The organism is Paenibacillus polysaccharolyticus (genome assembly GCF_023714295.1).
GTDB classification, from domain to species: Bacteria; Bacillota; Bacilli; order Paenibacillales; family Paenibacillaceae; genus Paenibacillus; species Paenibacillus polysaccharolyticus_A.
In genome coordinates, this window is the sequence record NZ_JAMAUN010000015.1 from 125,641 (window position 1) to 150,814 (window position 25,174).

15 protein-coding genes are annotated in these 25,174 nt (G+C 45.9%); all 15 read left to right on the forward strand.

Features of this window, described 5'->3' with window-relative positions; genetic code table 11:
- The first annotated feature begins 39 nt into the window (after positions 1-39).
- A complete protein-coding gene (locus tag M3629_RS25865; protein ID WP_251511423.1) occupies positions 40-1,830 on the forward strand; it encodes a cache domain-containing sensor histidine kinase in 1,791 nt (596 codons plus the stop codon).
- Positions 1,823-3,430, forward strand: coding sequence for a response regulator transcription factor (locus M3629_RS25870; protein ID WP_251511426.1), 1,608 nt, complete (start codon positions 1,823-1,825; stop codon positions 3,428-3,430). The genes M3629_RS25865 and M3629_RS25870 overlap by 8 nt, the downstream gene beginning before the upstream one ends.
- A gap of 137 nt (positions 3,431-3,567) precedes the next feature.
- The gene (locus tag M3629_RS25875; protein WP_251511428.1) at positions 3,568-6,591 is read left to right on the forward strand and encodes a glycoside hydrolase family 2 protein; all 3,024 of its coding nucleotides are present in this window, start codon (positions 3,568-3,570) and stop codon (positions 6,589-6,591) included.
- Positions 6,592-6,889: 298 nt separating this feature from the next.
- Positions 6,890-7,873, forward strand: a complete 984-nt coding sequence (locus M3629_RS25880) for an ABC transporter permease (protein WP_145334795.1) — start codon at positions 6,890-6,892, stop codon at positions 7,871-7,873.
- 15 nt (positions 7,874-7,888) lie between these two features.
- Positions 7,889-8,791 carry a carbohydrate ABC transporter permease gene (locus M3629_RS25885; RefSeq protein WP_251511429.1) on the forward strand — a complete coding sequence of 301 codons (903 nt, stop codon included), beginning with the start codon at positions 7,889-7,891 and terminating at the stop codon, positions 8,789-8,791.
- A 201-nt stretch (positions 8,792-8,992) separates the two neighbouring features.
- Positions 8,993-10,672: an ABC transporter substrate-binding protein gene (locus tag M3629_RS25890; RefSeq protein ID WP_251511431.1), complete on the forward strand. Its 1,680-nt coding sequence runs from the start codon at positions 8,993-8,995 to the stop codon at positions 10,670-10,672.
- Between the two features lie 397 nt (positions 10,673-11,069).
- Entirely contained in the window at positions 11,070-12,770 is a 1,701-nt protein-coding gene (locus M3629_RS25895; protein WP_251511433.1) for an ABC transporter substrate-binding protein, read from the forward strand.
- Positions 12,771-12,936: 166 nt separating this feature from the next.
- Positions 12,937-14,622: an ABC transporter substrate-binding protein gene (locus M3629_RS25900; RefSeq protein ID WP_251511457.1), complete on the forward strand. Its 1,686-nt coding sequence runs from the start codon at positions 12,937-12,939 to the stop codon at positions 14,620-14,622.
- A gap of 390 nt (positions 14,623-15,012) precedes the next feature.
- Positions 15,013-16,359 (forward strand): GH1 family beta-glucosidase, encoded by a 1,347-nt coding sequence (locus tag M3629_RS25905; RefSeq protein ID WP_251511435.1) that lies wholly within the window; start codon positions 15,013-15,015, stop codon positions 16,357-16,359.
- Between the two features lie 632 nt (positions 16,360-16,991).
- Positions 16,992-17,255 carry a hypothetical protein gene (locus M3629_RS25910; RefSeq protein ID WP_090924956.1) on the forward strand — a complete coding sequence of 88 codons (264 nt, stop codon included), beginning with the start codon at positions 16,992-16,994 and terminating at the stop codon, positions 17,253-17,255.
- A gap of 322 nt (positions 17,256-17,577) precedes the next feature.
- Entirely contained in the window at positions 17,578-18,549 is a 972-nt protein-coding gene (cyoA, locus tag M3629_RS25915) for a ubiquinol oxidase subunit II (RefSeq protein ID WP_251511437.1), read from the forward strand.
- Positions 18,550-18,570: 21 nt separating this feature from the next.
- The gene (locus M3629_RS25920; protein WP_123065891.1) at positions 18,571-20,541 is read left to right on the forward strand and encodes a cbb3-type cytochrome c oxidase subunit I; all 1,971 of its coding nucleotides are present in this window, start codon (positions 18,571-18,573) and stop codon (positions 20,539-20,541) included.
- Entirely contained in the window at positions 20,542-21,162 is a 621-nt protein-coding gene (gene cyoC, locus M3629_RS25925; protein WP_090924959.1) for a cytochrome o ubiquinol oxidase subunit III, read from the forward strand. It begins immediately after the preceding gene.
- The gene (cyoD, locus tag M3629_RS25930) at positions 21,163-21,492 is read left to right on the forward strand and encodes a cytochrome o ubiquinol oxidase subunit IV (protein ID WP_090924960.1); all 330 of its coding nucleotides are present in this window, start codon (positions 21,163-21,165) and stop codon (positions 21,490-21,492) included.
- A 237-nt stretch (positions 21,493-21,729) separates the two neighbouring features.
- A partial coding sequence (locus tag M3629_RS25935) for a beta strand repeat-containing protein (protein ID WP_251511439.1) occupies positions 21,730-25,174 on the forward strand: 3,445 nt, incomplete at its 3' end.

Genomic DNA, 25,174 nt, shown 5'->3' on the forward strand with positions numbered 1-25,174 from the left:
AGTTGTAAGCGCTTATACAAGATGACGGAAGGTGCGGATATGTTAAAACGGCTGATTCGTATTACAAATGATCTCAAATTAAAGCATAAATTGCTCATTTCCTACGTGCTTGTTGTCATGGTTCCCGTCCTGATTATTGGTCTCGCGGTGACCAGTTATTTTCGTCAGCAAGCGCTGGATAATGCCATTGGGCAAACGATCATCAATGTGGATAAAATTAAAAGCCAGACGGCAACGATGCTTCGCGTACCTACAGACATATCCAACTTGCTCATGTTTAACACCGATCTCAAGGAGATCGTGAATAGACAGTATAAGAGTGTGGTGGAGCTGACCTCGGCTTACCTCGCATATAAAGATTTCCAGGAATATCGGCGGCTATATCGGGAAATTGCAGGTATACGTTTTTACTCGACGAACCCGACATTGATCAACAATCTGGAATTTATTCCGGTCAATGAGCGAACCAAGCAGAGTTACTGGTACAAGGAAGCGCTGAAAACAACGAGCATCGGCTGGTTTTACATCCCTGGCAACGAAGACAATCCGGTTCACCGGCTTAGTCTGGTACGTAAAGTTCCTTTTGCCGAATATAAGACCGAAGGTGTGCTGATGATCGTAATCAATCAGGAGGAACTTAACGGTTTGTTGCGCCAGGAGCAGTTCGAGACACTGATTACCGATGAGCAGGGTTACGTTGTTGCGGCGAAAAATACCGACCTGGTCGGGAAAACGCTGGGTGAGCTTGATTTTGGCGTAGACCTCCAGAGTCAACCCAAGGGAACCGTTGAAGCTGATTTTCAGGGGGAACCCTCGAATATTGTCATTGATGAATTGGGGCCGGGATCAAGCTTTAACAAGCTAAAGGTTATCTCGGTGTTTGCGACCAAAAATATCGTAAAAGATGCCAACCAGATTAGCCAGATCGGCATGATTTTTATTACCATGGTGCTGGTGATCGCGCTGCTTCTGGTGTACATTATTTCATTCCTCACGTCGAACCGGCTACTACGCCTCAGTAAACATCTGAACAAGCTGGCTCTTGGAGATTTGAACGTCACTTCGCGCATTGACGGGAACGATGAGATCGGGCAATTATCACGTCAGTTCAACTACATGGTGAAAAGTATTAACGAACTGATGACCCAGGTGGTCGAGACAACGGAGCAGAACAACCAATTGGAAATCGCGCAAAAAGAGATTAAACTGAAAATGATGGCCAGCCAGATTAATCCTCATTTTTTGTTTAACGCGCTTGAATCCATTCGTATGAAGGCTCATATCAAGGGAGAAGCGGAGATTGCGAATATTGTCAGGTTGCTTGGCAAGCTGATGCGGAAAAGCCTGGAGATTGGCAGCGGCAAAACAACGTTTCGCGCAGAACTGGAAATGGTACGTTCCTATCTGGAGATTCAGAAGTTTCGGTATGGGGACAGGTTAGCCTTTGAAATTCATCTGGACCCTGAGGTGGAGAGGATGTATATCCCGCCTTTGATTATTCAGCCGATTGTGGAAAACGCTATTGTGCATGGATTAGAGAACAAAGAAGGAACCGTGCGGGTGCACATTCTGATTTGTATGGTGGATCGTATGGTCACGGTACAAGTGAAAGATGATGGAGCGGGCATCACGCCGGAACGACTTGCAGAAGTAATGCAGTTTGTCAGCGGTCCTGAAGAAGAGGAGAAGAGCCGTATTGGCATGCGCAATGTGCATCAGCGTTTGACTTTGACGTATGGGGAAAATGCCGGGTTACAGATTAACAGTGTGTACGGGGAAGGAACAGAGGTTTCTTTCACCTTGCCAGCAGGAGGGAACCAGCATGTATAAAGTATTGTTGGTAGACGACGAACCAAGCATTCGCGAGGGATTGACCACGATTATCGATTGGGAGAAATACAGCTTCCAGATCATGGCTACAGCCGGAAGCGGGCGCGAGGCCATCGCCTGTTTCAACGAAATCAAGCCGGACCTGACCATTATTGATATACGGATGCCAGGCATGACTGGCCTGGAAGTCATCGAAGAGATCCGCCAGCATGAACCTGATGCACATTTTCTGATTTTGAGCGGTTATGCTGACTTTGATTACGCCAAGAAAGCAATCAGCTTCGGCGTGGATGGTTATCTGCTGAAGCCGGTGGACGAAGAAGAGATCATCGCTGAACTGGAACGAATTGCGGGACAGCTTCATCAGGAACAGGAAACGCAGGCTCGCTACGCCGGAGAAGATACGGCATACAGAGAACATCAGATTGAGGCATTGTTATATGACTCTTTACAAGGTAAGGGGAGCGAGGAAGAGGACAGTCTTGGACTGCACTGGCCGCAGTATCAAGTGATTTTGCTGGAGATTCATGCAACGCTTGATCTGCAGCGGGGGAATGAGATGAAACGCAAACTGATTGAAGCATTCGATCAGAAGGACAAAGGTATCGTATTTTCATATCATTCCGGCTTGGGGTTATTGATCAAAGAAGCGGTTACTCAGAATACCTCATCACAGAATCTCTATGATGAATTGCAAGCATTACTCGCAGAATGGAACATTCACATGTACGCTACCGCTGGAGAACCGGTACAGTCTACTACTGAGATTGCCAGATCATACACACAGGCGAGTAGCCTTATGGCAGAACGGTTCCTGTTCACAGAGCAACGGATCAAACGCTGGGATGAAGGGCGACTGTCTCCTTCAAGTGCGGAGGGTAACGGTACGGGAGCCCAGCCAGACGGCGCTCAAGAGCCTGATGAAGTTGAACTTGCGGACAAGCTGTATTATGCCTTGGACATTCGCAGCAGTGAATCTGTTATGCGTGTGCTTGGAGAGATGGAGGAGCGATTGATTCCGTATCATTGGACGGAGCAAGCGATCAAAACGGCATTTTCGCAGGTGTTCTCGCTCGCGTTCAATAAACTTGCTGCAGCGAATCAGCATATGCAGACCATTATGCAGGATCACTCTGTGCTGATTAATGAGGTGTATCATCAGTTCACGATGGCTGATCTTAAAGCGATGGCGGCGGAACATCTGGATCGTCTGATTCAGCGTATGGGCGGAGGCAGTACAGATACCGTGATGAAACAGATGATTGAGTTCATCCAACGGAATCCCGGTGAGAATCTCAAGCTGGAGGTTCTGGCCGAGGTGTTTAACTACAACAGCAGTTATCTGGGGAAATTGTTCAAGAACCACACGGGCGAGTCTTTTAACGCCTTTCTGGATAAAGTTCGAATCGAGAAAGCGAAAGCTTTGCTTGACGAAGGGTTAAAGGTGCATCAGGTGGCTTCAAGAGTCGGCTATGCCAATGTGGACTATTTTCACGGTAAATTCAAAAAATACGTAGGAGAATCTCCTTCGGCGTATAAACAATCCAGATCCCAATCTCACACGAGAGAAACGAATCACCATGACAATGAAGAGGAATAAATAACCCGCGGTGGTACGGGAGTTCTTCATAATATAGTCCATGTACTTCCCCGAATAAGCAATGGTTTGTCCAAGCTGTACACCGTAGACTGATTGTACAAAGTACAAGAGTCCAGATGAAGGGATGGCTGCAGGATATGAATCGTACTGATTTAACGACTGTACGTCACACGATCAAGTTGAACGGAACATGGCATTTCCAATTAGCTGAACAGAGTGGAGAACGAAGAGAACGAGGAGAACGAGGGAATGCTGGGCCAATTAGTCCTCCGCACAGGGATGATGTCTTGTGGAATACGATTCAAGTTCCGGGGTCATGGGAGGAGCAGGGATACGGGGAAGCGCCGGAGTACACCAGAATCGACACATGGACCAAAATCCGGGAGTATGAGGGGGCAGCATGGTATGCGCAGGACATTTATATTCCCTCTGATCCACAGAACGGACACTATGTATTCAGACTTAAAGGTGTACGTTGGACATCAAGGCTATGGTTCAATGGGAACGAAGCGGGAGAACGAGATAGTCTGCTGACGGAACAGACGTGGGATGTGACCCCTTGGGTAAGGGCAGGAGAAATCAACCGTGTCGAGATTCGGGTCGATAACACGATGAAGCTTCCTCTCGCGGGCAGTCACATTCATTCATTACATACAGCTACGGCTTGGGGAGGTATTACAGGAGGAGCCTATTTGGAGAGACAACCCATGCAGCGGGTACATACGGTGCGTATTGAACCCGATCCTGCTAACGGAAGGATAGCAGTTCGGTATACGGTTAATAATCCGGCTGCAGACTCAGTCGCACCGTTGCAGCTTCTAATTGATATCCAGCATCCGGATGGATCATGGCTTAAGCGAGAGTGTTTTGATATCGATTGTACTGGGAACAGTGCAAACACTGGAAGTGATGATGATTCCTTGAATAGCAGTGTTGAGAAGGGCTGGGTTACGGGGGGATGCCAGATTGCATTGGACTCCGAGAAAGCGATTGCCATGTGGAGTGATGAGAGGCCCCTCTTATATCGGGCGGTAGTCCAATTGCAGGCAGGCGAACAGAAGCTTGACCAGGTGGAGCAGCGGTTTGGCATGCGTTCTTTTGCATCCAAGGGTAAACAACTTGTCCTGAACGGAACACCAGTGTTTCTGCGCGGGTATGTGGACTGTTGTATCTTTCCACTTACGGGATATCCCGTTTGGGATGCACAGTACTATGTGAAGCAATTTCGCATAGCCAAGTCATACGGCTTCAACCATGTTCGTTTACACGGGTGGAGTCCACCGGAACCATTCTGGGAAGCCGCAGATGAAGAGGGCATGCTTGTACAGGCAGAGCTTCCTCATTGGTCACGATTTTTTGAACAGCGGGATATGCCTGCTCCAGTTGAAATACGGACGTATCTGACACAGGAGCTGGATCGGTTGCTGGAAGCATTGCATCGCCATCCTTCCTTTGTCCTGTTCTCCCTCGGCAATGAGTTAATTGGCGCAAACGGGCATCCTGAACTGAATGCGCTTATTTCAAGAGCAAGAGATACAGATCCGTCGAGACTATATACGGATAACACAGGATTTGGACAACTTCCAGCTCAAGGCAGAGACACCGATTATTTTATTCAATCATTCAACTGGCATCCCCCGCTGGAATCTGTATTGGCGGCGGTACCCGACACTACGCTGGATTATCATGCGGTTACACGGCTTGCATCACATCCGGTGATCGGGCATGAACATGCGCAATTTACGATGTATGTACGTCCGCAGGAACGAGAGAAATATACAGGTGTCCTTCGTCCTACGTGGTTAGATCCTGTCGAAGAGTCGCTTACACGTAAAGGCATGATTGTAAAGCTGGAACAATATCAGCAGGCAACGGGCATCCATCTGATGCGATCCCTTAAAGAGGCGATGGAGCGAGTAAGACGTACGCCAGATGCTGCGGGCATCCAGCTGCTGGATATCCGTGATTTCCCGGGACAGGGACACGCCACCACGGGTTTTCTGGATGTCTTTTGGGAAGATAAAGGGATAACCACACCGAATGAAGTGAAACAATTCAACGCTGAGGTGGTCATCCTTCTTGGCTCCAGAGAGCGGACATACTATGCTGGAGAACCGATCGAAATCGAAGTACGTGTATCCCACTTTGGCAAAAGGGTGTTGAAAAATGCTTCCATTCACTGGAGAATGGTTACGGTTACGGACGAACGGAAGCTTGCTGAAGGAGAATGGAGCTACGGAGATATGCCGTGCGGTGCGGTAACATCTCTCGGGAGTATTATGGTTAACTCGCCGGCCGAAGGTGTAGTTGCGTTTCGAGTGGAGGCTGAGCTACGTTGCGACCATGTGAATGATCCGCTGCATTCCGGTAATGCGGAGCATTCCACCGTTTACTCTTCCCATCGTTTAGCAACCGTTACGGTAGCTCAGAATGAGTGGCATGCTTGGTCTTTCCCGCAGATGAAGATGCAAAACGAACGTCATGGAGAGATGAAGCGCATCTGGAATACGGTAAAAGAACTACAGCCCCTACTCGCTGATTCTTATCACGATGCTGTAGATCATGTGAATGGCTTCCGATGGTTAAAGGAAAATCAGCATGACCTGTTGATCGTGAAGTCCTTAACCTCCAATGTACTGGATCTTCTCTTGAATGGTGGAAGAGTTTGGCTTATGCCGGGTGCAACGGATCTGTATGATCCAGTGGAAACGAAGTACCTGCCGGTGTTCTGGAATTATCTCATGTTTGCCACCCAGCCGGGGGCTACGATGGGTATGTATATGGAGAAAGAAACAGCTCTTCTCGGAGCTTTTCCGCAGGATGGAGCTTCGGACTGGCATTGGTATCATCTTGTGAATGATACGCCGGCCATATGCCTGGATACCATGCAGGGGGCTACACCGCTGATCGAGGTGGTAGATCATTTTCACCGAGCGAAACGGCTCGCTTATGCTTTTGAGGCCAGAGCAGGGAAGGGGAGTATCCTGGTATCCACTTTTCCTTTTACCGACACCGCCTTGATGAAGCGTCCGGAAGCTGCTTTTCTTTTTCAAGAGATGTTGTCTTATGCCCGCGGAGAGAGGTTTCATCCGGAAAGCTCCGTTACAGCTGCCGAGTTGCTGGGGATATTCAAACTTCAACCTATTCAATTCACATTGTGATAAGACACGAATCAAGACACTAAAGGGACCTAACCAGGTCTCTTTTTTGATGTATAAAATGTAAAGTAAACGATTTCCGAAAAACGTTTTCGTATTTTAGTTAAAAAAGTTATTTTTTACTTCATATAGATTTTGTGACACTAATAAGTATTTAATATCTCTAATTTTAACGGATAAATGTCTGATTCTAGAGGGGGATATCTAATTTTCATATGATTTTCTCTAAAATCCAGATGGTATTTTGAAAACGCTCTATCGATTATGATTATTTTATAAAAACAGAGGAGGGGGAACGGAGATGGAAACGCTAACAAAGAAATCCGCTTCCGCGAAAAGAGGCAGTGACTCCCAGCCGCCATTGAAGCCAAGGCGTAACGGAGTTTGGGACAGAATGAAACAGCAGAAGTATCTTTATCTTATGTCATTGCCATTCGTCGCTTGGGTATTTGTATTTAACTATCTTCCGCTGTGGGGATGGACGATGGCTTTTCAAAACTATAAACCAGCCAGGTCGTTTGGTGAACAGGACTGGGTTGGTTTTAAACACTTTGTAGAATTGTTCAGTGATGACAGGTTCTATCTGGTGCTTCGAAATACACTTGCGATGAGTTTGATGGGACTGGTTGTCGGTTTTATCGTGCCGATTTTCTTCGCGATCCTCCTGAACGAAATGAAAGGCATGTTCTTCAAACGGGCTGTACAGACCGTATCGTACCTGCCTCACTTTGTATCCTGGGTCGTTGTTGCGGGGATTATTACCAAGATGCTGTCCACGGATGGAGGCATTATCAATGACCTGCTCATCGGTCTCAATATTATTGATCAGCCGATTCAGTTTATGGCCAAGGGAAATCTGTTCTGGTACATTGTAACCGCTTCAGATATGTGGAAGGAAACGGGCTGGAATGCGATCATCTATCTGGCGGCCATCACTGGTATTGACCAAGAACTGTATGAAGCATCCCGTGTAGACGGTGCAAACCGTTTTAGACAGATGTGGCATATCACACTGCCAGGGATCCGGACGACGATTTCTGTATTGTTCATCATGTCCATCGGACATCTGATCAGCATCGGTTTTGAGAAACAATTTTTGCTACAGAACAGTCTGGTCCTGGATTACTCCGAAGTCCTTGATCTCTATGCACTCAATTACGGTTTGAATATGGGCCGATTCTCGTACGGTACAGCGATAGGTATCTTCAACTCTGTTGTCAGTATCATCCTGTTGTTTACGGCCAACGGTTTGTTCAAAAAATTCACCAAAGAAAGCATCATGTAGGGAGGGGGAGACATTATGGCGAACAAAGCATTCAATGCCACACGGGGCGATAAAGTGTTCGATATATTCAATATCCTCGCGATGACCATGGTGCTGATTGTAACACTCTATCCATTTCTTAACGTACTGGCGATCTCGCTGAACAACTCAGCAGATACAGTACGCGGCGGAATTTACTTATGGCCTCGTGAATTTACATTACAGAACTATCAGACAATCTTCCAGTATGAAGGTTTGCTCCAGGGCTTGAAAATCTCCATTATGCGTACGCTTGTAGGTACACTCCTTGGACTGATCAGTTCATCCATGATCGCCTTTACGCTAAGCAGACCTGACTTCGGTCTTCGGAAATTTGTATCTACAACACTGGCGCTGACGATGTATTTCTCGGGTGGTCTGATTCCGGTATACATCCTGATGCGTGACCTGAACCTGATCGGTACATTCTGGGTATACGTATTGCCTGGTATGATCAGTGCCTGGAACGTATTTATCATCCGTTCATTCATTGACGGCTTGCCCTATGCCTTGCAGGAATCAGCGAAGCTGGACGGCGCGAATGATTTCAAAATCTATTACCGGATCATTCTGCCGCTGTGTAAGCCGGTACTCGCAACGATTGCTTTGTTCCTGGCAGTAGGTCAGTGGAATGCTTGGTTCGATACGTATCTGTATAACGGCTCAAAAGCACATCTGACGACGTTGCAATACGAGTTGATGAAAGTACTGCAAAGTACACAACAAGGTTCGGGAGCCGGACGGAATGCGAATGATATGGCACAGCAAATGACGCAAATCTCTCCAGAGTCGATCAAAATGGCGATTACAATCGTCGTTACCGTTCCAATTTTGATTGTGTATCCATTCCTGCAAAAGTATTTTGTTGGCGGAATGACGCTTGGAGCGGTAAAAGCATAGACCTGTGATCCGATGTAAAGACTGGCTTAATAATGGATTGTACACCTATAATAAAGTACTTATACAAGAAGCTCGGAATATCCGAACTGCTGCCGTATGGCATGATTTTCAGCTACGGCGGCAGAGGATACTCATGAAGCTATAGAGAGGAACAGAACAGTTCCGTATAAGACAGACGTATGAATAGGGAGGATTACCATTATGTCCAGTTTCAAAATGAAGGTCGCACTGGCGCCTGTTCTGGCTTTACTTGTGCTTACAGCCTGTGATGGAGGCGTTGGCGGTAAAACGTCACTTACGAATACGAGCGGAGCGCCATCTCCACTTACGTTCGATTTTTTCAGTGTTGATCCGAGTCCGAACTGGAATGGCATGAAGGATGAAGTGGGCAAGGTCATTACAGCTAAAACAGGCATCACCCTGAACGGTGAATTTGCCGTTAGCGGGGGACAGGATAGGATTTCATTAATGGCAGCAAGCCGAGACTATCCAGATATCGTTTCTCCCAAGGGGGAACTTAGCAAGCTGGTTGATGCTGGAGCGATGCTCGACCTGACAGACCTGATTGAACAACACGCTCCCAACCTGAAGAAGCTATATGGTAATTCCATGAATCGGTTGAAATACAGCAACGAGGATCAGTCAATTTATGTATTGCCGACGTATTATGCGGTGGATCAGAAGTATTTTGACGCCGGCGGGGGATTCGGTATTCAGCATCGTGTGCTCAAAGAGCTGGGATACCCCAAGGTTCGTACACTTCAGGATTATGAAAACATATTACGAGCTTACAGCGAGAAACACCCCATGACGGATGGCCAGCCGACGATTCCGTTAACGCTGGATGCTGATAATTGGAGAATCATGATCACCGTTACGAATCCTGCGTTTCTGGCGACAGGCGCGCCGGATGATGGCGAATACTACATTGATCCAGTTACCTATGAAGCGAAGCTACATTATAAGCGCCCAGAGGAAAAGGAGTATTTCCGCTGGTTGAACCATATGTATAACGAAGGTTTGCTGGATCAGGAAAGCTTTGTACAAAAATCAGATCAGTATAAATCCAAGATTGCCAGTGGACGCGTACTAGGCCTGATCGATCAGGATTGGGGATATGCAGACGCTGAGGACGCATTGAAATCGGCGGGCAGAGCGGAGGCAACCTATTCACATTTTCCGGTGACGTTGTCCGAAGACATGAAGGATCATTCTTTTCAAGACACGGGATTTGTATCAGGCTGGGGAATTGGTATAACGACTTCTAACCCTGATCCGGTGCGTACCATCAAGTTCTTTGATTATTTGGCTTCCGAGGAGGGTCAGATCTTGATGAACTGGGGCATTCAAGGCAAGCACTACGAAATCAAGGATGGCAAACGTGTAATTCCTGCAGAAGTCCAGGATCAAAAAACAAACCATGCTTCTGCTTTCCAGAGAGAGTCTGGCATTGGACTATATAAAAATATGTCTGGACGTTACGGGGATGGTGTAAAAGACTCGACTGATAATTATTATACGACGAATTTTCCTGAGCAAATTCAGGCTTCGTATACCCAGGCGGAGAAAGAGACCCTACGGGCATATGGTGCATCCACTTGGAAGGAACTGTTTCCAAAGGAAGAGGAATTCCCGGTTAAACCTTGGGGAGCAGCTTATAACATGCCTACACCCGGAGACTCGGATTATAATGTCATTTTCCAGAAAACACAGGATATCATTCGCAAACGGATTCCCGAAGCTGTTTTAAGTTCGCCGAATCAATTTGATGCCATTTATGATGGCTTGATCGCTGAACTAAACCAGGCGGGAGCAGAAAAAATGGAAAAACAATATACCGTTTTAATTCAAAATCGCGTTCGTTTGTGGAACGCTGATTAGTGTTGGAGTAGTACAGACTTGTCTGTTTCAAAAATGGAAACAAACCCGGAATATCGGGTTTGTTTTATACAGAAAACGTTTTAGTGAAACCGTTTTAGATTTTTGTAATTAGCTATTGACAAGGGAATTGTTAGATATTATGATTCAACTGTGAAAGCACTTACAAAAACTTGTACGCTGTTGGATGGACTCAAAAGTTAGTACTAAATTGATTGAATGTGTGATTCGTCAAAGCTCAGCTAGGTCAGATTCTCATCCCCACAGACTGGGGAAAAGTAAGCGCTTTTAATGTCGCCCGAATCTGAGAAATGCAATTTGATTCACCCGGATATGGTATGAGCAGGCGTGTCCTGTTGTACAAATACACAGCTTCATTTTATCCAAAGGGGGATTATACATGAAGGGCAGAACACCAAAAACATTTGCAATGCTTTTGTTAGCGAGCGCTCTTGCGATCACAGCAGGATGCGGAACTAGCGGAGGGAAATCAGCTGAAGAAAAACCGGTGGATACGGGGGATACAACCACGCCAATCACCTTTACATTCTTCGGAGCCGATGCAAGTCCGAACTGGAATAACATGAAGGATGCTGTTGGGCAAGAGATTACGAAGGCAACCGGTGTTACGCTTGAAGCTGAGTTTGACGTGAATAACGGTGGAGACCAGAAAATTCCGCTGATGGCTGCTAGTGGTGATTACCCTGATATTATCTATCCTAAAGGAAACCTGTCGAAGCTGGTGGATGCAGGTGCCATGCTTGATCTAACCGACCTGATTGAGGAACATGCACCTAACCTGAAAAAAATCTATGGTGACCAGATGAACCGTCTGAAATATAGCAATGAAGATCAGAAAATTTATACGATTCCAACGAATATGGGTGTAGGTAACGTTGCATTCGATGCTACCGGCGGATTCGAGATTCAGCAGAAAGTGTTGAAAGAGCTGGGTTATCCCGAAGTGAAAACCCTTGAAGATTATGAAAACGTGCTACGCGCTTATTATGAGAAACATCCAACCATTGATGGTCAGCCTACGATTCCGCTCACGCTGAATGCGGATGACTGGAAGATTATGATTACGGTTACAAACCCGGCCTTTCAAGCAACGGGCGGACCAGACGATGGTGAATATTATATTGATCCGGAAACATATGAAGCAAAGCTACACTACAAACGTCCAGAGGAAAAAGAATACTTCCGCTGGCTGAACAAAATGTACAACGAAGGTCTCTTGGATAAAGATACATTTGTTCAGAAGGATGACCAGTACAAGTCCAAAATTGCCAGTGGCCGAGTTCTGGGTCTGATCGACCAGGAGTGGAACTATGGCGAGGCTGAGAATGCGCTCAAATCCAAAAACAACGGCGAGAGCACATATGCTCACTTCTCCGTTTCCCTGAACAAAGACATCGTAGATCATACGTTCCAGCCAACCGGCTTTGACGGTTACGGTATTGGTATTACAACGTCTGCGAAAGATCCGGTTCGTATCATCAAGTTTATGGATTGGCTTGCTTCTGACGAAGGCCAGGTGCTCCGGTACTGGGGTGTTGAGAACCAGCACTACAAAGTAGAGAATGGAAAACGCATCGTACCAGATGATGTACAGGATCGTAAAACTAACGATAACTCCGCGTTCACAAAAGAGTCTGGAGTCGGAATGTATAACATCTTTAGTGCCAGATATGGTGATGGTATGAAAGATTCCACAGATAACTACTACACAACGAACTTCCCTGAACAGATTCAGGCTGGATATACGGCAGCGGAGAAAGAAACGTTGAAAGCGTATGGCATTACAACATGGAAAGATTTCTTCCCATCTGAGGATCAGTTGAAACTGAAAGATTGGGGTGCAGCATATAACATGCCGGTGCCTTCCGATACCGAATACAACGTGACTTTCCAGAAAACACAGGATATCATTCGCAAACGTATTCCAGAAGCGATCTTGGCGAAACCGGATCAATTCGACAGTGTGTATGACGGGCTGCTGGCTGAACTGGATAAAGCAGGCGCAGTGGAGATGGAAAAACAATATACCGTCTGGATCAAGGATCGTGTATCCCTCTGGACAGGTAAAGATGTGAAATAAGTTTTAGCATGACAAATGCATTGAAGGAAAATTGTAATTATATTTTTCAAGATTAAGCAGCTTGGCTCAAATAAGAAGTGGTATTCACAGGCACCAAGCCTGTTATACAGATAAAACCTTCATAAATAGGGGAGATAGACAAATGAGAGGCAAAATGAAAGGCAGAATGACAGGTAAGACACCCAAGACGTTTGCGATGTTAATGTTGGCTAGTGCAATGTTGGTTACAGCTGGATGCGGTAACTCCGGTAGCAAAGAGACTACCGAATCCAGTGGTACCGACCCGATTACGATCTCGTTCTTTGGCGCAGATCCAAGTCCAACCTGGAACAACATGCAGGATGCCGTTGGTAAAGAGATCACGAAGCAAACCGGCGTTACGATTGAGGCTGAGTATGATGTCAACAATGGCGGTGACCAGAAGGTTGCGCTGATGGCAGCAAGCGGCGACTATCCAGACATGATTTTCCCAAAAGGAAACTTGTCAAAATTGGTGGATGCAGGTGCAATGATTGACCTTACCGATCTGATCGAGGAGCATGCTCCTAACCTGAAAAAAATCTATGGTGATCAGATGAACCGTCTGAAATACAGCACCGAAGATCAGGCGATCTATACCATCCCGACCAACATGGGGGTAGACAACGTTGTCTTTGACGCTACAGGCGGATTCGAAATTCAGCAAAAGGTACTGAAAGAACTAGGTTACCCTGAAGTAAAAACACTTGAAGATTACGAAAATGTACTTCGTGCCTATTATGAAAAACATCCTACCATCGACGGACAGCCAACGATTCCACTGACGCTGAATGCCGATGACTGGAAAATCATGATCACGGTTACGAATCCGGCCTTCCAGGCAACGGGTGCACCGGATGATGGAGAGTATTACATCAATCCTGAGACATATGAAGCGATGCTTCATTACAAACGTCCAGAGGAGAAAGAATACTTCCGCTGGTTGAACAAAATGTACAACGAAGGTCTTCTAGACAAAGATACATTTGTGCAAAAGGATGACCAGTACAAGTCCAAAATCGCTAGCGGCCGTGTTCTGGGTCTGATTGATCAGGAGTGGAACTATGGTGAAGCCGAGAATGCGCTCAAGTCCGCAGGTAAGGATGACAGCACGTATGCTCACTTCTCCGTCTCGCTGAACAAGGACATTGTAGACCACACGTTCCAGCCAACCGGTTTTGACGGTTACGGTATCGGAATCACGACGTCTGCCAAAGATCCGGTTCGCATCATCAAGTTTATGGATTGGCTTGCATCCGATGAAGGTCAAGTCCTGAGAAACTGGGGCATTGAAAATGAGCATTACAAAGTAGAGGATGGCAAACGTGTCGTTCCACAAGATATTCAGGATCGCAAAGTAAACGATAACGCCGCATTCACCAAAGAAACAGGTATTGGCATGTACAACATTTTCAGTGCCCGATACGGTGATGGTGTGAAGGATGCAACGGACAATTATTACACGACCAACTTCCCTGAGCAGATTCAGGCTGGATACACAGCGGCTGAGAAGGAAACGTTGAAAGCTTATGGTATTAATACTTGGAAGGATTTCTATCCTGCTGAAGATGATCTGAAGCTGAAAGAGTGGGGGGCAGCGTACAATATGCCCGTACCTTCCGGTACAGATTACAGTGTGAAATTCCAGAAAACACAGGATATCGTCCGCAAACGTATTCCGGAAGCTGTTCTGACTTCACCAGCGAACTTCGATGCAACCTATGATGCATTCCTGGCTGAACTGGATAAAGCCGGTGCAGTAGAAATGGAGAAACAATACACGGAATGGATCAAAGATCGTGTATCCCTGTGGACAGGTAAAGACGTGAAATAACAAGAGTTCATATTATGCTCCAGTTTCAAATCGGAGTAGTAGGAAAAGGCCCTCATTGTTGAGGGCTTTTTTCTGTAGTAGTATCTTTTGAGAATTCTGTAACGGGAATCATTGACGACATTTTTGAAATCGCATATAATCCTCTTATTGTAAGCACTCCCAGTCAACGAATGGATGAATTTTAAATTTTGCATGTTTACACCTTTGGAATTTTTTTGTTTTCATTTTCGAAAACGTTTTAGGAAACCGGTTTCGCTACCTACCTATTTCAATAAAAGGAAAAAACTTAGGTGATGATCGAGATGGAATCCTGCCTTACATGCACGACCCTATTACTTTGAATGACGTGGATTAGACGCTCCGTACGTCATCTGAATTGGAGGATTAGCAATGACCATTTTTCAATTTCCGCAAGATTTCCGATGGGGAACCGCAACGGCATCCTATCAGATCGAAGGGGCTGCACAAGAAGGAGGGCGTGGAGTGTCCATCTGGGACACATTTGCACGTACCCCTGGTAAAGTGTTTAACGGTGACAATGGTGATGTTGCGTGTGACAGTTACCACCGTTATGAGGAAGATATTGCACTGATGAAGAAGCTGGGCATCAACACGTATCGTTTTTCTATTGCGTGGCCACGTATTATTCCAGATGGGGATGGAGAGATCAACCGTGAAGGTCTGGATTTCTACCATCGTTTTGTAGACGCCCTGCTAGATGCTGGTATTGAACCGTTTCTTACACTGTACCACTGGGATTTGCCGCAGACACTGGAGGATGACGGGGGTTGGGGGAATCGCAGAACGGTGGATGCTTTTGTCAAGTATGCGGAAGTGATCTTCAAAGAGTTTTCAGGCAAAATCAACTTCTGGTTAACCTTTAATGAACCATGGTGTATTGCATTCCTGTCCAACATGCTTGGTATTCATGCGCCGGGTAATAAAGATGTGCAAACGGCTATTAATGTGGCTCATGGTCTGCTCGTTGCACATGGCAAAGCTGTACAGTCTTTCCGCCGTATGGGTATTACAGGTCAAATCGGTATCGCTCCGAATGTATGCTGGGCTGAGCCGTACAGCAAATCTGTTGAGGATCAGGCAGCATGTGACCGATCTATCGCGCTGAATACAGACTGGTTCCTTGATCCAATCTATAAAGGCTCCTATCCTCAATTTTTGGTGGATTGGTTTGCAGAAGCAGGCGCCACTGTACCGATTCAAGATGGAGATATGGAAATTATCTCAGAGCCAATTGACTTGCTTGGCATTAACTATTATACGATGGGAATTAACCGTCATAATCCCGAAGCTGGTGTGCTTCAGTCAGAAGAAATGAACATGGGATTAATTAAAACAGACATCGGCTGGCCTGTAGAATCACGCGGTTTGTATGAATTCATGCATTATTTGCAAAAGTACGGCAACGTGGATGTGTATATCACTGAGAATGGTGCATGTATCAACGACGATCTGGAGAATGGCAAAATTAACGATGATCGCCGCATTTCGTATTACGAGCAGCATTTGGCACAGATCCACCGCATTATCAATGACGGCATCAACCTGAAAGGGTATATGGCTTGGTCGCTGATGGATAATTATGAATGGGCTGAAGGTTACCGAATGCGCTTTGGTTTAGTGCATGTTGATTTTCGTTCACTTGTGAGAACGCCTAAGGAAAGCTTTTACTGGTATCAGAACGTGATTAAAAATAATTGGCTTGAGATTCGAAACTAGATTCTAAGCGAATGTCTTCTTTATATAGAAATTATTTTTTTCTACTATATATAGGCGGTTCTGTCGGAGTTCTCCGATAGACCGTCTTTTTCTTATTCTAACGATCTCAGATGAGCTTATTTGAGCGAAATAGTGCCTTCTGAAATTGTAACGATCTCCACAAAGCTTATTTCAACAAAAACAGAAGAAACAAACCCATTTTAGCGCCAAACAACTCAAATAAGCTCTCCTGTGATCGTTAGAAAATAAAAAGGTGTGATATACCCTAAATAGCGTCTCTGGTGATCGTTAGAAAAACGAGCCCTCTCAGCATCTTAACATTCCCAATCTAACTTCCTCTTCGTTTAATTAAAAGAACAGAGCGAGATAATCGTTAAGCATCTCTGTTGTCACAAGTAAAATTGAAATTTCTTAACTGTTCATAAGGGTTAACTAAGTTTCTGTTATAAATGGATTGTTTTTGGGTTATAAGAAGTATAGAGATGTTTATAATGTGTTTGTCAATATGTTTTGAAGAAATAAAGTGTCAAAAATGAGAAATAAATTTGAACATTTATTGACTAAAATTCATACTGATGTGGTATATTGGTATTAGGAAAGCACTTACAAAAAGGGAAAAGGAAGTGTTTACTATGGCATCTAAAACAGCAATGGTCAGCCAATTAGAGCGTAAAGATAAAAATATGCGTCGCGCAGTTTTGACAATGACAGTTCTCGCATGGGTTGCGCTCATCACTGGAGTGGTACTGTGCCTGATCAACTTGAATGATTTTAATGATCGCAATTTGGGATTAATGGTCGGCATTGGCTTTCTTGTAGGTAGCGTATTTATCTACGTCATTGCTAAATCAATTGGTCTGGTTCATACACGGCATGAAGATGAAGGTGCAGATTAATTATAATCTTGCGTAATATCGTCCATAATAAGACTGGAGTATTCCTCGGAAATCCAGTCAATAAAGCCCTTTGCGGATACGTTGACAATCGTTCAACGGGACTGCAAAGGGTTTTATTTTGTGACCTGGAGTGTAAAGATTACAATGTACAAATATCAACCGATCAAGCGATTTGTGAGAAAAAATTCACACATTTAGGGTGTAAAATCGACAAATTTGTTAACATGAACAAAAAAGTTGCTCGTTTCTGATATCTTTAGTAGGAAGAGAGTAGTATACTGATTTTTTAGTATTAGCGAATATTTAAGGAGAGGGGATCAAAATGAACAAGAAACCTAGGTCGCTTATCCGGATTATCATTCCGGTTGTCCTGACGTTGGTTACAATTGCGTTGATTGTCTGGCCAATGCTGGCAGGCGGGCAGTATGTTGTTCTGGATCCGAAGGGGCCAATTGGCGCCGCACAGAAAGATTTGATTATTATCTCAACTCTTCTATGTGCTGTTGTCATCGTTCCTGTGTTGATTATGTCCGCTGTAATCGTTTGGCGTTACCGCGACAAGCCAGAAAACAAAAATGAGTATAAGCCAAACTGGTCTCATAGTACAAAGGCGGAAGTCATCTGGTGGACAATTCCGATTGTCATCATCGGACTTTTGGCCATCGTTACTGTGCGCTACACCTATGATTTGGAGCCTTCCAAACCACTCGCTCATGAGAAAGAACCAATCACGATTCAGGTATCTTCACTGGATTGGAAATGGTTGTTCCTCTATCCTGAGCAGGGCATTGCAACAGTTAACACACTGAATATTCCTGCAGACCGGCCTGTGAAATTTGAACTTACTGCGGATTCACCAATGAACTCGTTCTGGATTCCGCAATTGGGTGGACAAATTTACACGATGTCAGGAATGGCAATGACCTTGTATTTGCAAGCTGACCATGAAGGACAATATTGGGGTTCAGGCGCGAACTTCACCGGTGAACACTTCGGGGAGATGCGTTTTGATGTTAATGCAACTTCGGACGAAGAGTTTGATAAATGGGTGAATGAAGTGAAGCAACAATCCCAACCAATGACGCAAGAGACGTATGATGCACTGGCTAAGCCAGGAACAAGTAACGTTGCTTACTACTCTGCGTTTCCTGAAGGTCTGTTCCAGAAAATCGTAACTAAATACGTTGTTGACGGTAAAAGTGCTCACAGCAAGCATGAAGGCTCAAGCTCGAACGAGTCTGCTGCTGGAGACAAATCCTTGTCTGTACCGAAATTAAATACAAGTACGAATTAAAGATTCGAAAGGAGGCCCCCAATGTTAGAGAGACTAAAGGAGTTTGCATCGGAGTTTTTCGTTACCGGCGATCCGTTGATCTATGGAGCAGACGTGGCGATCGGGATTACGATGATTACCATCGTAACGGTGCTGACTTATTTCAAAAAATGGGGCTGGCTCTGGCGTAACTGGTTAACTACTGTCGATCACAAAAAGATCGGTATTATGTATATCATTGCTTCCATTATCATGTTGTTCCGTGGTGGTGTGGATGCATTGATGATGCGTCTGCAGCTGGCTATGCCTAATATGGATTTCTTACATCCAGAACACTATAATCAGGTCTTTACAACACATGGTACGATCATGATCCTGTTCATGGCGATGCCATTTATGTTCGGTTTGTTTAACGTCATTGTGCCGTTACAGATCGGAGCGAGGGACGTTGCATTCCCGTTCCTGAACGCACTGAGTTTCTGGTTATTTTTCCTGGGCGCAATGCTGTTCAACTTGTCCTTCGTTATCGGTGGTTCACCGGATGCAGGATGGCTGAGTTACCCGCCTCTATCGGAGCTATCGCACAGTCCAGGGGTAGGACAAAACTTCTATATATGGGGTATCCAGATATCGGGTATCGGTTCCCTGGCGACCGGTATCAACTTTATGGTTACCATCATTAAAATGCGTGCGCCAGGCATGAAATGGATGAAACTGCCGATGTTTACATGGTCGGTATTCTCCACTTGTATCATTATCTTGTTTGCATTCCCGATCTTGACGGTGACACTTGCACTGCTCTTCCTCGACAGGTTTGCCGGGGCGCATTTCTTCACACTTGATCTGGGCGGCAACCCAATGATGTATATCAACTTGATCTGGATGTGGGGTCACCCTGAGGTATACATTGTCGTCTTGCCGGCATTCGGTGTGTTCTCCGAGATCGTAAGTACGTTCTCGAAGAAAAAACTGTTTGGTTACAAATCGATGGTATTCGCGATGTTGATCATCAGCTTCCTGTCCTTCTTCACTTGGGCGCATCACTTCTTCACGATGGGGTCCGGAGCGGACGTGAATGCATTCTTCGCGGTTACAACGATGTTGATTGCCATTCCAACAGGGGTTAAGATATTTAACTGGCTGTTTACGATGTATAAAGGAAGGATACGCATGGCCACTCCGATGATGTGGACACTTGCCTTTATCCCGTGTTTTATCGTCGGGGGTATGACGGGCGTTCTGTTATCCGTTGCTCCTGCTGACTTCCAGTTCCACAACAGTTACTTCCTGATTGCCCACTTCCACCAAGTATTGATCGGTGGCGTTGTCTTCGGATACTTCGCAGGTCTGTACTACTGGTGGCCAAAAATGTTCGGTTTCCAATTGGAAGAAAAACTGGGCAAATGGGCATTCTGGACTTGGAATATCGGTTTCTACGTGTGCTTCATGCCGCAGTATGCTGTCGGTCTGATGGGTATGACTCGTCGTCTGAGCACTTACGGCTGGGATACCGGCTGGTGGGAACTGAACTTCGTATCGACAATCGGGGCTTTCCTGATGGGCGTTGGATTCTTGTTCCAAGTTGCACAAATTGCAGACGGTATTCGCAAATACAAAACACTCAAAGCTTCTGGCGATCCATGGGATGGTCGTACGCTCGAGTGGTCGATTCCTTCACCAGCTCCAGAATACAACTTCGCTGTTACACCGCGTGGAGATGATGTGGATGAGTGGTGGGAAGAGAAAGAACGTCGCGCGAAAGGCATCTATCCGCCTGAGCCTGTATATGAGCCAATTCATATGCCGAAAAATTCCTCGATTCCGTTCATTATGTCTGTCTTCTGGTTCGTAGCTGGTTTCGGCTTCGTCTTTGGATGGCTGTGGATGGCAATCCTCGGACTCGCTGGCGTGGGTATCTGCATGATTGCTCGTTCCTTCTCTTACGATACGGACTATTACATTCCGGTCGATGAAATCAAGCGTACCGAAGCGTCGTTAAGGGGGTCGGTATAGATGGCTCAAGCAGCCGCTAAACACGGTGAGAATCATGCACACGGTCATGACCATGGCCACCATGATCCACAGGAAATGAAAATTCTCGGATTCTGGTTCTTCCTGATTTCCGACGTTATCCTGTTCTCCGTATTGTTCGCAACCTTCATTGTGTTGCGTGACAATACGGCGGGCGGACCGATTTTGTCTGAATTGATCAAAATGCCTGGTGTCATTGCTGAGACCTTCTTGTTGCTCACAAGTTCATTTACGAGCGGACTTGCGGTTCTGGCAATGAACCAAGGTAAAGTAAAACAATTGATTAATTGGTTGATCGTTACAGCCGTTCTGGGCGCAGGCTTCCTTGCCCTGGAGATTTATGAGTTTGTTGAGATGGTTCACGAAGGATTCAGCTACACGACAAGTGCAGCATCCGGCGCGTTCTTTACCCTTGTAGGTACTCACGGACTTCACGTATCGCTCGGTCTGATATGGATGATCGGCCTGATGTTCCAACTGAAAAAACGGGGTATTACCGATGTCACTCGCGGTAAAATCAACGTAATCAGCTTGTACTGGCACTTCTTGGACGTTGTATGGATCTTCCTCCTGACCATCGTCTATCTGATGGGGGTGATGTAGATGGCACAGCACAACGCACATGATTCTCATGGCCATGAACAACATGGTTCCCTGAAGTCTTATGTCATCGGCTTCATACTGTCCATCGTTCTGACCATCATTCCTCTGGTAGTGGTACTGAACGATATGATGGGCAAAACAGGAACGATGATTGTTATTCTGGGAACTGCGGCACTGCAGTTTGTAGTTCAACTCTTCTTCTTCATGCATATCCGTGAAACAGAGAAACCTCGCTGGAACGTGATGGCTCTCATTTTCGGATTGCTGATGATGTTGACTATCGTTATTGGTTCGATCTGGATCATGCTGAACAACGCAGTTGCACATTAATAGTCTTTAACGAGAACCTTCTTGTCTGAATTTTCAGACAGGAAGGTTCTTTTTTTTCAATTAGGTCTGATGGCGGTATGGTTACAAACCGATATAGACTTTATAGGGATGATTTGTGGGAGGGGCTGGGGTGAAACTTTAAATTTAGGATTCTAAAATTAGTGATGTAATCTCGGTCAAAATATGATTTGTAATAACTCTTGCATAATCTACGGTTCAATAAAAAGGAGAATAGCGATGAAAAAGGCCATAGCTGAGGAAACCGGGCTGCAAAGACATTTATCCCATCCAACAAAAAATGCGAAGAGCTACCTTAATAAGGTGTTCTCTTCTTTCATGGTAATTGTACTTTTCGTTAGTTTGCATTCTTTTCCTGTATCGGCTGCTTCAGGAATTACAAGCAATTCATATCCTGAATTTAATGGCATACCATCGGCAGTGGCCAAAGCCTCGAATGGGGATATGTATCTCGCATATCCTCAAATGGGAACTATTCAAGGTGGAAGCCAGGGTATTAAGGATTTTAAAATTTATAAATGGACTTCAGCGAGCAATTCTTTTTCACTAGAAACAAGTGTCAACGCAGCGGTTGGACTGAACCAATTTGATGTCTATTATGGGGAATTAAAGATGGCAGTTGACACCAACGGCACATTACATGTTGCTTTTATAAAAACAGGTTCTTTCCATGATTTGAATTGGTATTCCTATTCCAAAGGAGTATATTACGGCACATACAATACAAACAACAATTCTTGGTCAAGTGAATTTTCGGAAATAGAGACACAGGGTCTTCCTACACAACTGGGTGCAGACCGCTACTTTTATAATTCGTTGCAACTTCAAGTGAATTCATCGGGTGACGCTACTATTGCCTATGCCAAAAACTCAAACCTAGATCCAAAAAATTATCACATTAAGATTAATACTGGCTCGAATGCAAATACCACTTGGTCTGAGACCGTATTGAATACAGGGGATAATGTTAGGTTTAATAGTCTCTTGAATGATAACCACGGAAACTTTAGTGTTGTTTATTCTATTGATAATGCGACTAGAGGTCCCGATATCTATGTATCCAGCGCCCCCTTTGCCACTTCCACTAAAGTACTAACGGGAGATGATATCTATTATTCTTATTACGGATCCGCAATAGATTCATCGGATCACATTCATGTTCTCTATGGGGATGCAGGTTTTAAAGTTGTATCTAATACCGGAAACGGGGGTTCATGGGAAACAACAGTAATTGATAATGTCGACTACGTCGCAACTTCAAACGATTCTCCTCAAGCGGTGAGCCGCTTGGTTATCGATGCGAATGATAATATGTTTGTCCTTGCAGCTTCCATTGATCCATCAAATTATGCGGCTACCTCTTATTATTATTATGGAAAATTCGCTGGAAGTAATACTTGGATGAAAGGGAAGAATGATATTCCCGAATTAAGCAATATGATAGGCAAGAATTTGGACTGGTTGCATCCTTTTGTTCCGTCAACCGGGAATCTGATGTTGCAGTACTTTGAAAAGGACACAACTAAAGCAAGTTATGTTTATGGAAAACAAACCGACTTTTTTGCTTCTTCCAGCGCAAGCAACGATGCAAGTTTGAGCAGTGTATTGGGGCAAAACATTACAACAGGAGCGGAAGCGGGTACAACGTCAGCTCCGAAGACTGCAACCATCGAGGTAAGCAATGGAGTATCATCTGTATCGGCCGGGGATATCGTCAAGCACGACGCAGGTGCAATGGTGACTTTCTACGGAACAGACAGTACATTCGTGACGCCTGAGGTCGGGACAGTAAACCTTACATCGGGTTCAGGAACAGATGTATACATCAAAGTCGTTGCAGAAGACAATACAACCTTGTACTACAAGATCAGTATCAACAGGATGGCACCAATCTCTAACTTTGTGAGTACGGCGAAGACGATTACAACTGCAAGCTTTAGCTGGACAGCAGCCAGTGGAGCAACCGGAATCGTGATTGAACAATCCCCAGCGGGCACGAATACATGGACAACGGCACAAACAAGTGGAACGATTGCGACCAACGCCACAAGTGCCACGGTAACAGGGTTGAACCCAGCCACATCGTATGACTTCCGCCTCGTGGTCACTGGCGGTACGAATGCCGGCACATCGAATGTTGTTTCGAACGTGACGACGGATAATGCACCGAGCGTGCCTCTTACGGACTTCGCCAATACGGCGAAAACGAGTACAAGCGCAAGCTTTAGCTGGACAGCAGCTAGCGGAGCAACCGGGATCGTGATTGAACAATCTCCTGCGGGCACAAATACATGGACTACGGCATCTACAAGCGGAGCCCTTGCGTCCAATGCCGCAAGTGCAACCGTAACAGGATTGAACCCAGCCACATCGTATGACTTCCGTCTTGTGGTCACTGGCGGTACGAATGCCGGTACATCGAATGTGGTCTCGAACATCACGACGGACAATGCACCGAGCTTGCCGCTCACGGACTTCGCCAATACGGCGAAAACGAGTACAAGTGCAAGCTTTAGCTGGACAGCAGCGAGCGGAGCAACCGGAATCGTGATCGAACAATCCCCAGCAGGTGCGAATACATGGACAACGGCACAAACAAGTGGAACGATTGCGTCCAATGCCGCAAGTGCAACCGTAACAGGATTGAATCCAGCCACGTCGTATGACTTCCGCCTCGTGGTCACTGGCGGTACGAACGCTGGCACATCGAACGTGGTCTCGAACATCACGACAGACAATGCACCAAGCGTGCCGCTCACCGACTTTGCGAGTACGGCGAAGACGAGCACAACCGCAAGCTTTAGCTGGACAGCAGCCAGTGGAGCAACTGGCATTGTGATCGAACAATCTCCTGCGGGCACGAATACGTGGACTACAGCGTCTACAAGTGGAGCCCTTGCGGCCAACGCCACAAGTGGCACGGTAACAGGATTGAATCCAGCCACGTCGTATGACTTCCGCCTCGTGGTCACTGGCGGTACGAACGCTGGCACATCGAACGTGGTCTCGAACATCACGACAGACAATGCACCAAGCATACCGCTCACCGACTTTGCGAGTACGGCGAAAACGAGTACAAGTGCAAGCTTTAGCTGGACAGCAGCCAGTGGAGCAACCGGAATCGTGATTGAACAATCCCCAGCGGGCACGAATACATGGACAACGGCACAAACAAGTGGAACGATTGCGACCAACGCCACAAGTGCCACGGTAACAGGGTTGAACCCAGCCACATCGTATGACTTCCGCCTCGTGGTCACTGGCGGTACAAATGCGGGTACATCGAATGTAGTCTCAAACATCACGACGGACAATGCATCGAGCGTACCGCTCACCGATTTTGCGAGTACAGCGAAAACGAGTACAAGTGCAAGCTTTAGCTGGACAGCAGCGAGCGGAGCAATAGGGATTGTGATTGAACAATCGCCAGCAGGCACGAATACGTGGACTACAGCGTCCACAAGCGGAGCTCTTGCGTCCAATGCCACAAGTGCAACCGTAACAGGATTAAACCCGGCCACGTCGTATGACTTCCGACTCGTGGTCACTGGCGGTACAAATGCGGGTACATCGAATGTAGTCTCAAACATCACGACGGACAATGCATCGAGCGTACCGCTCACCGATTTTGCGAGTACAGCGAAAACGAGTACAAGTGCAAGCT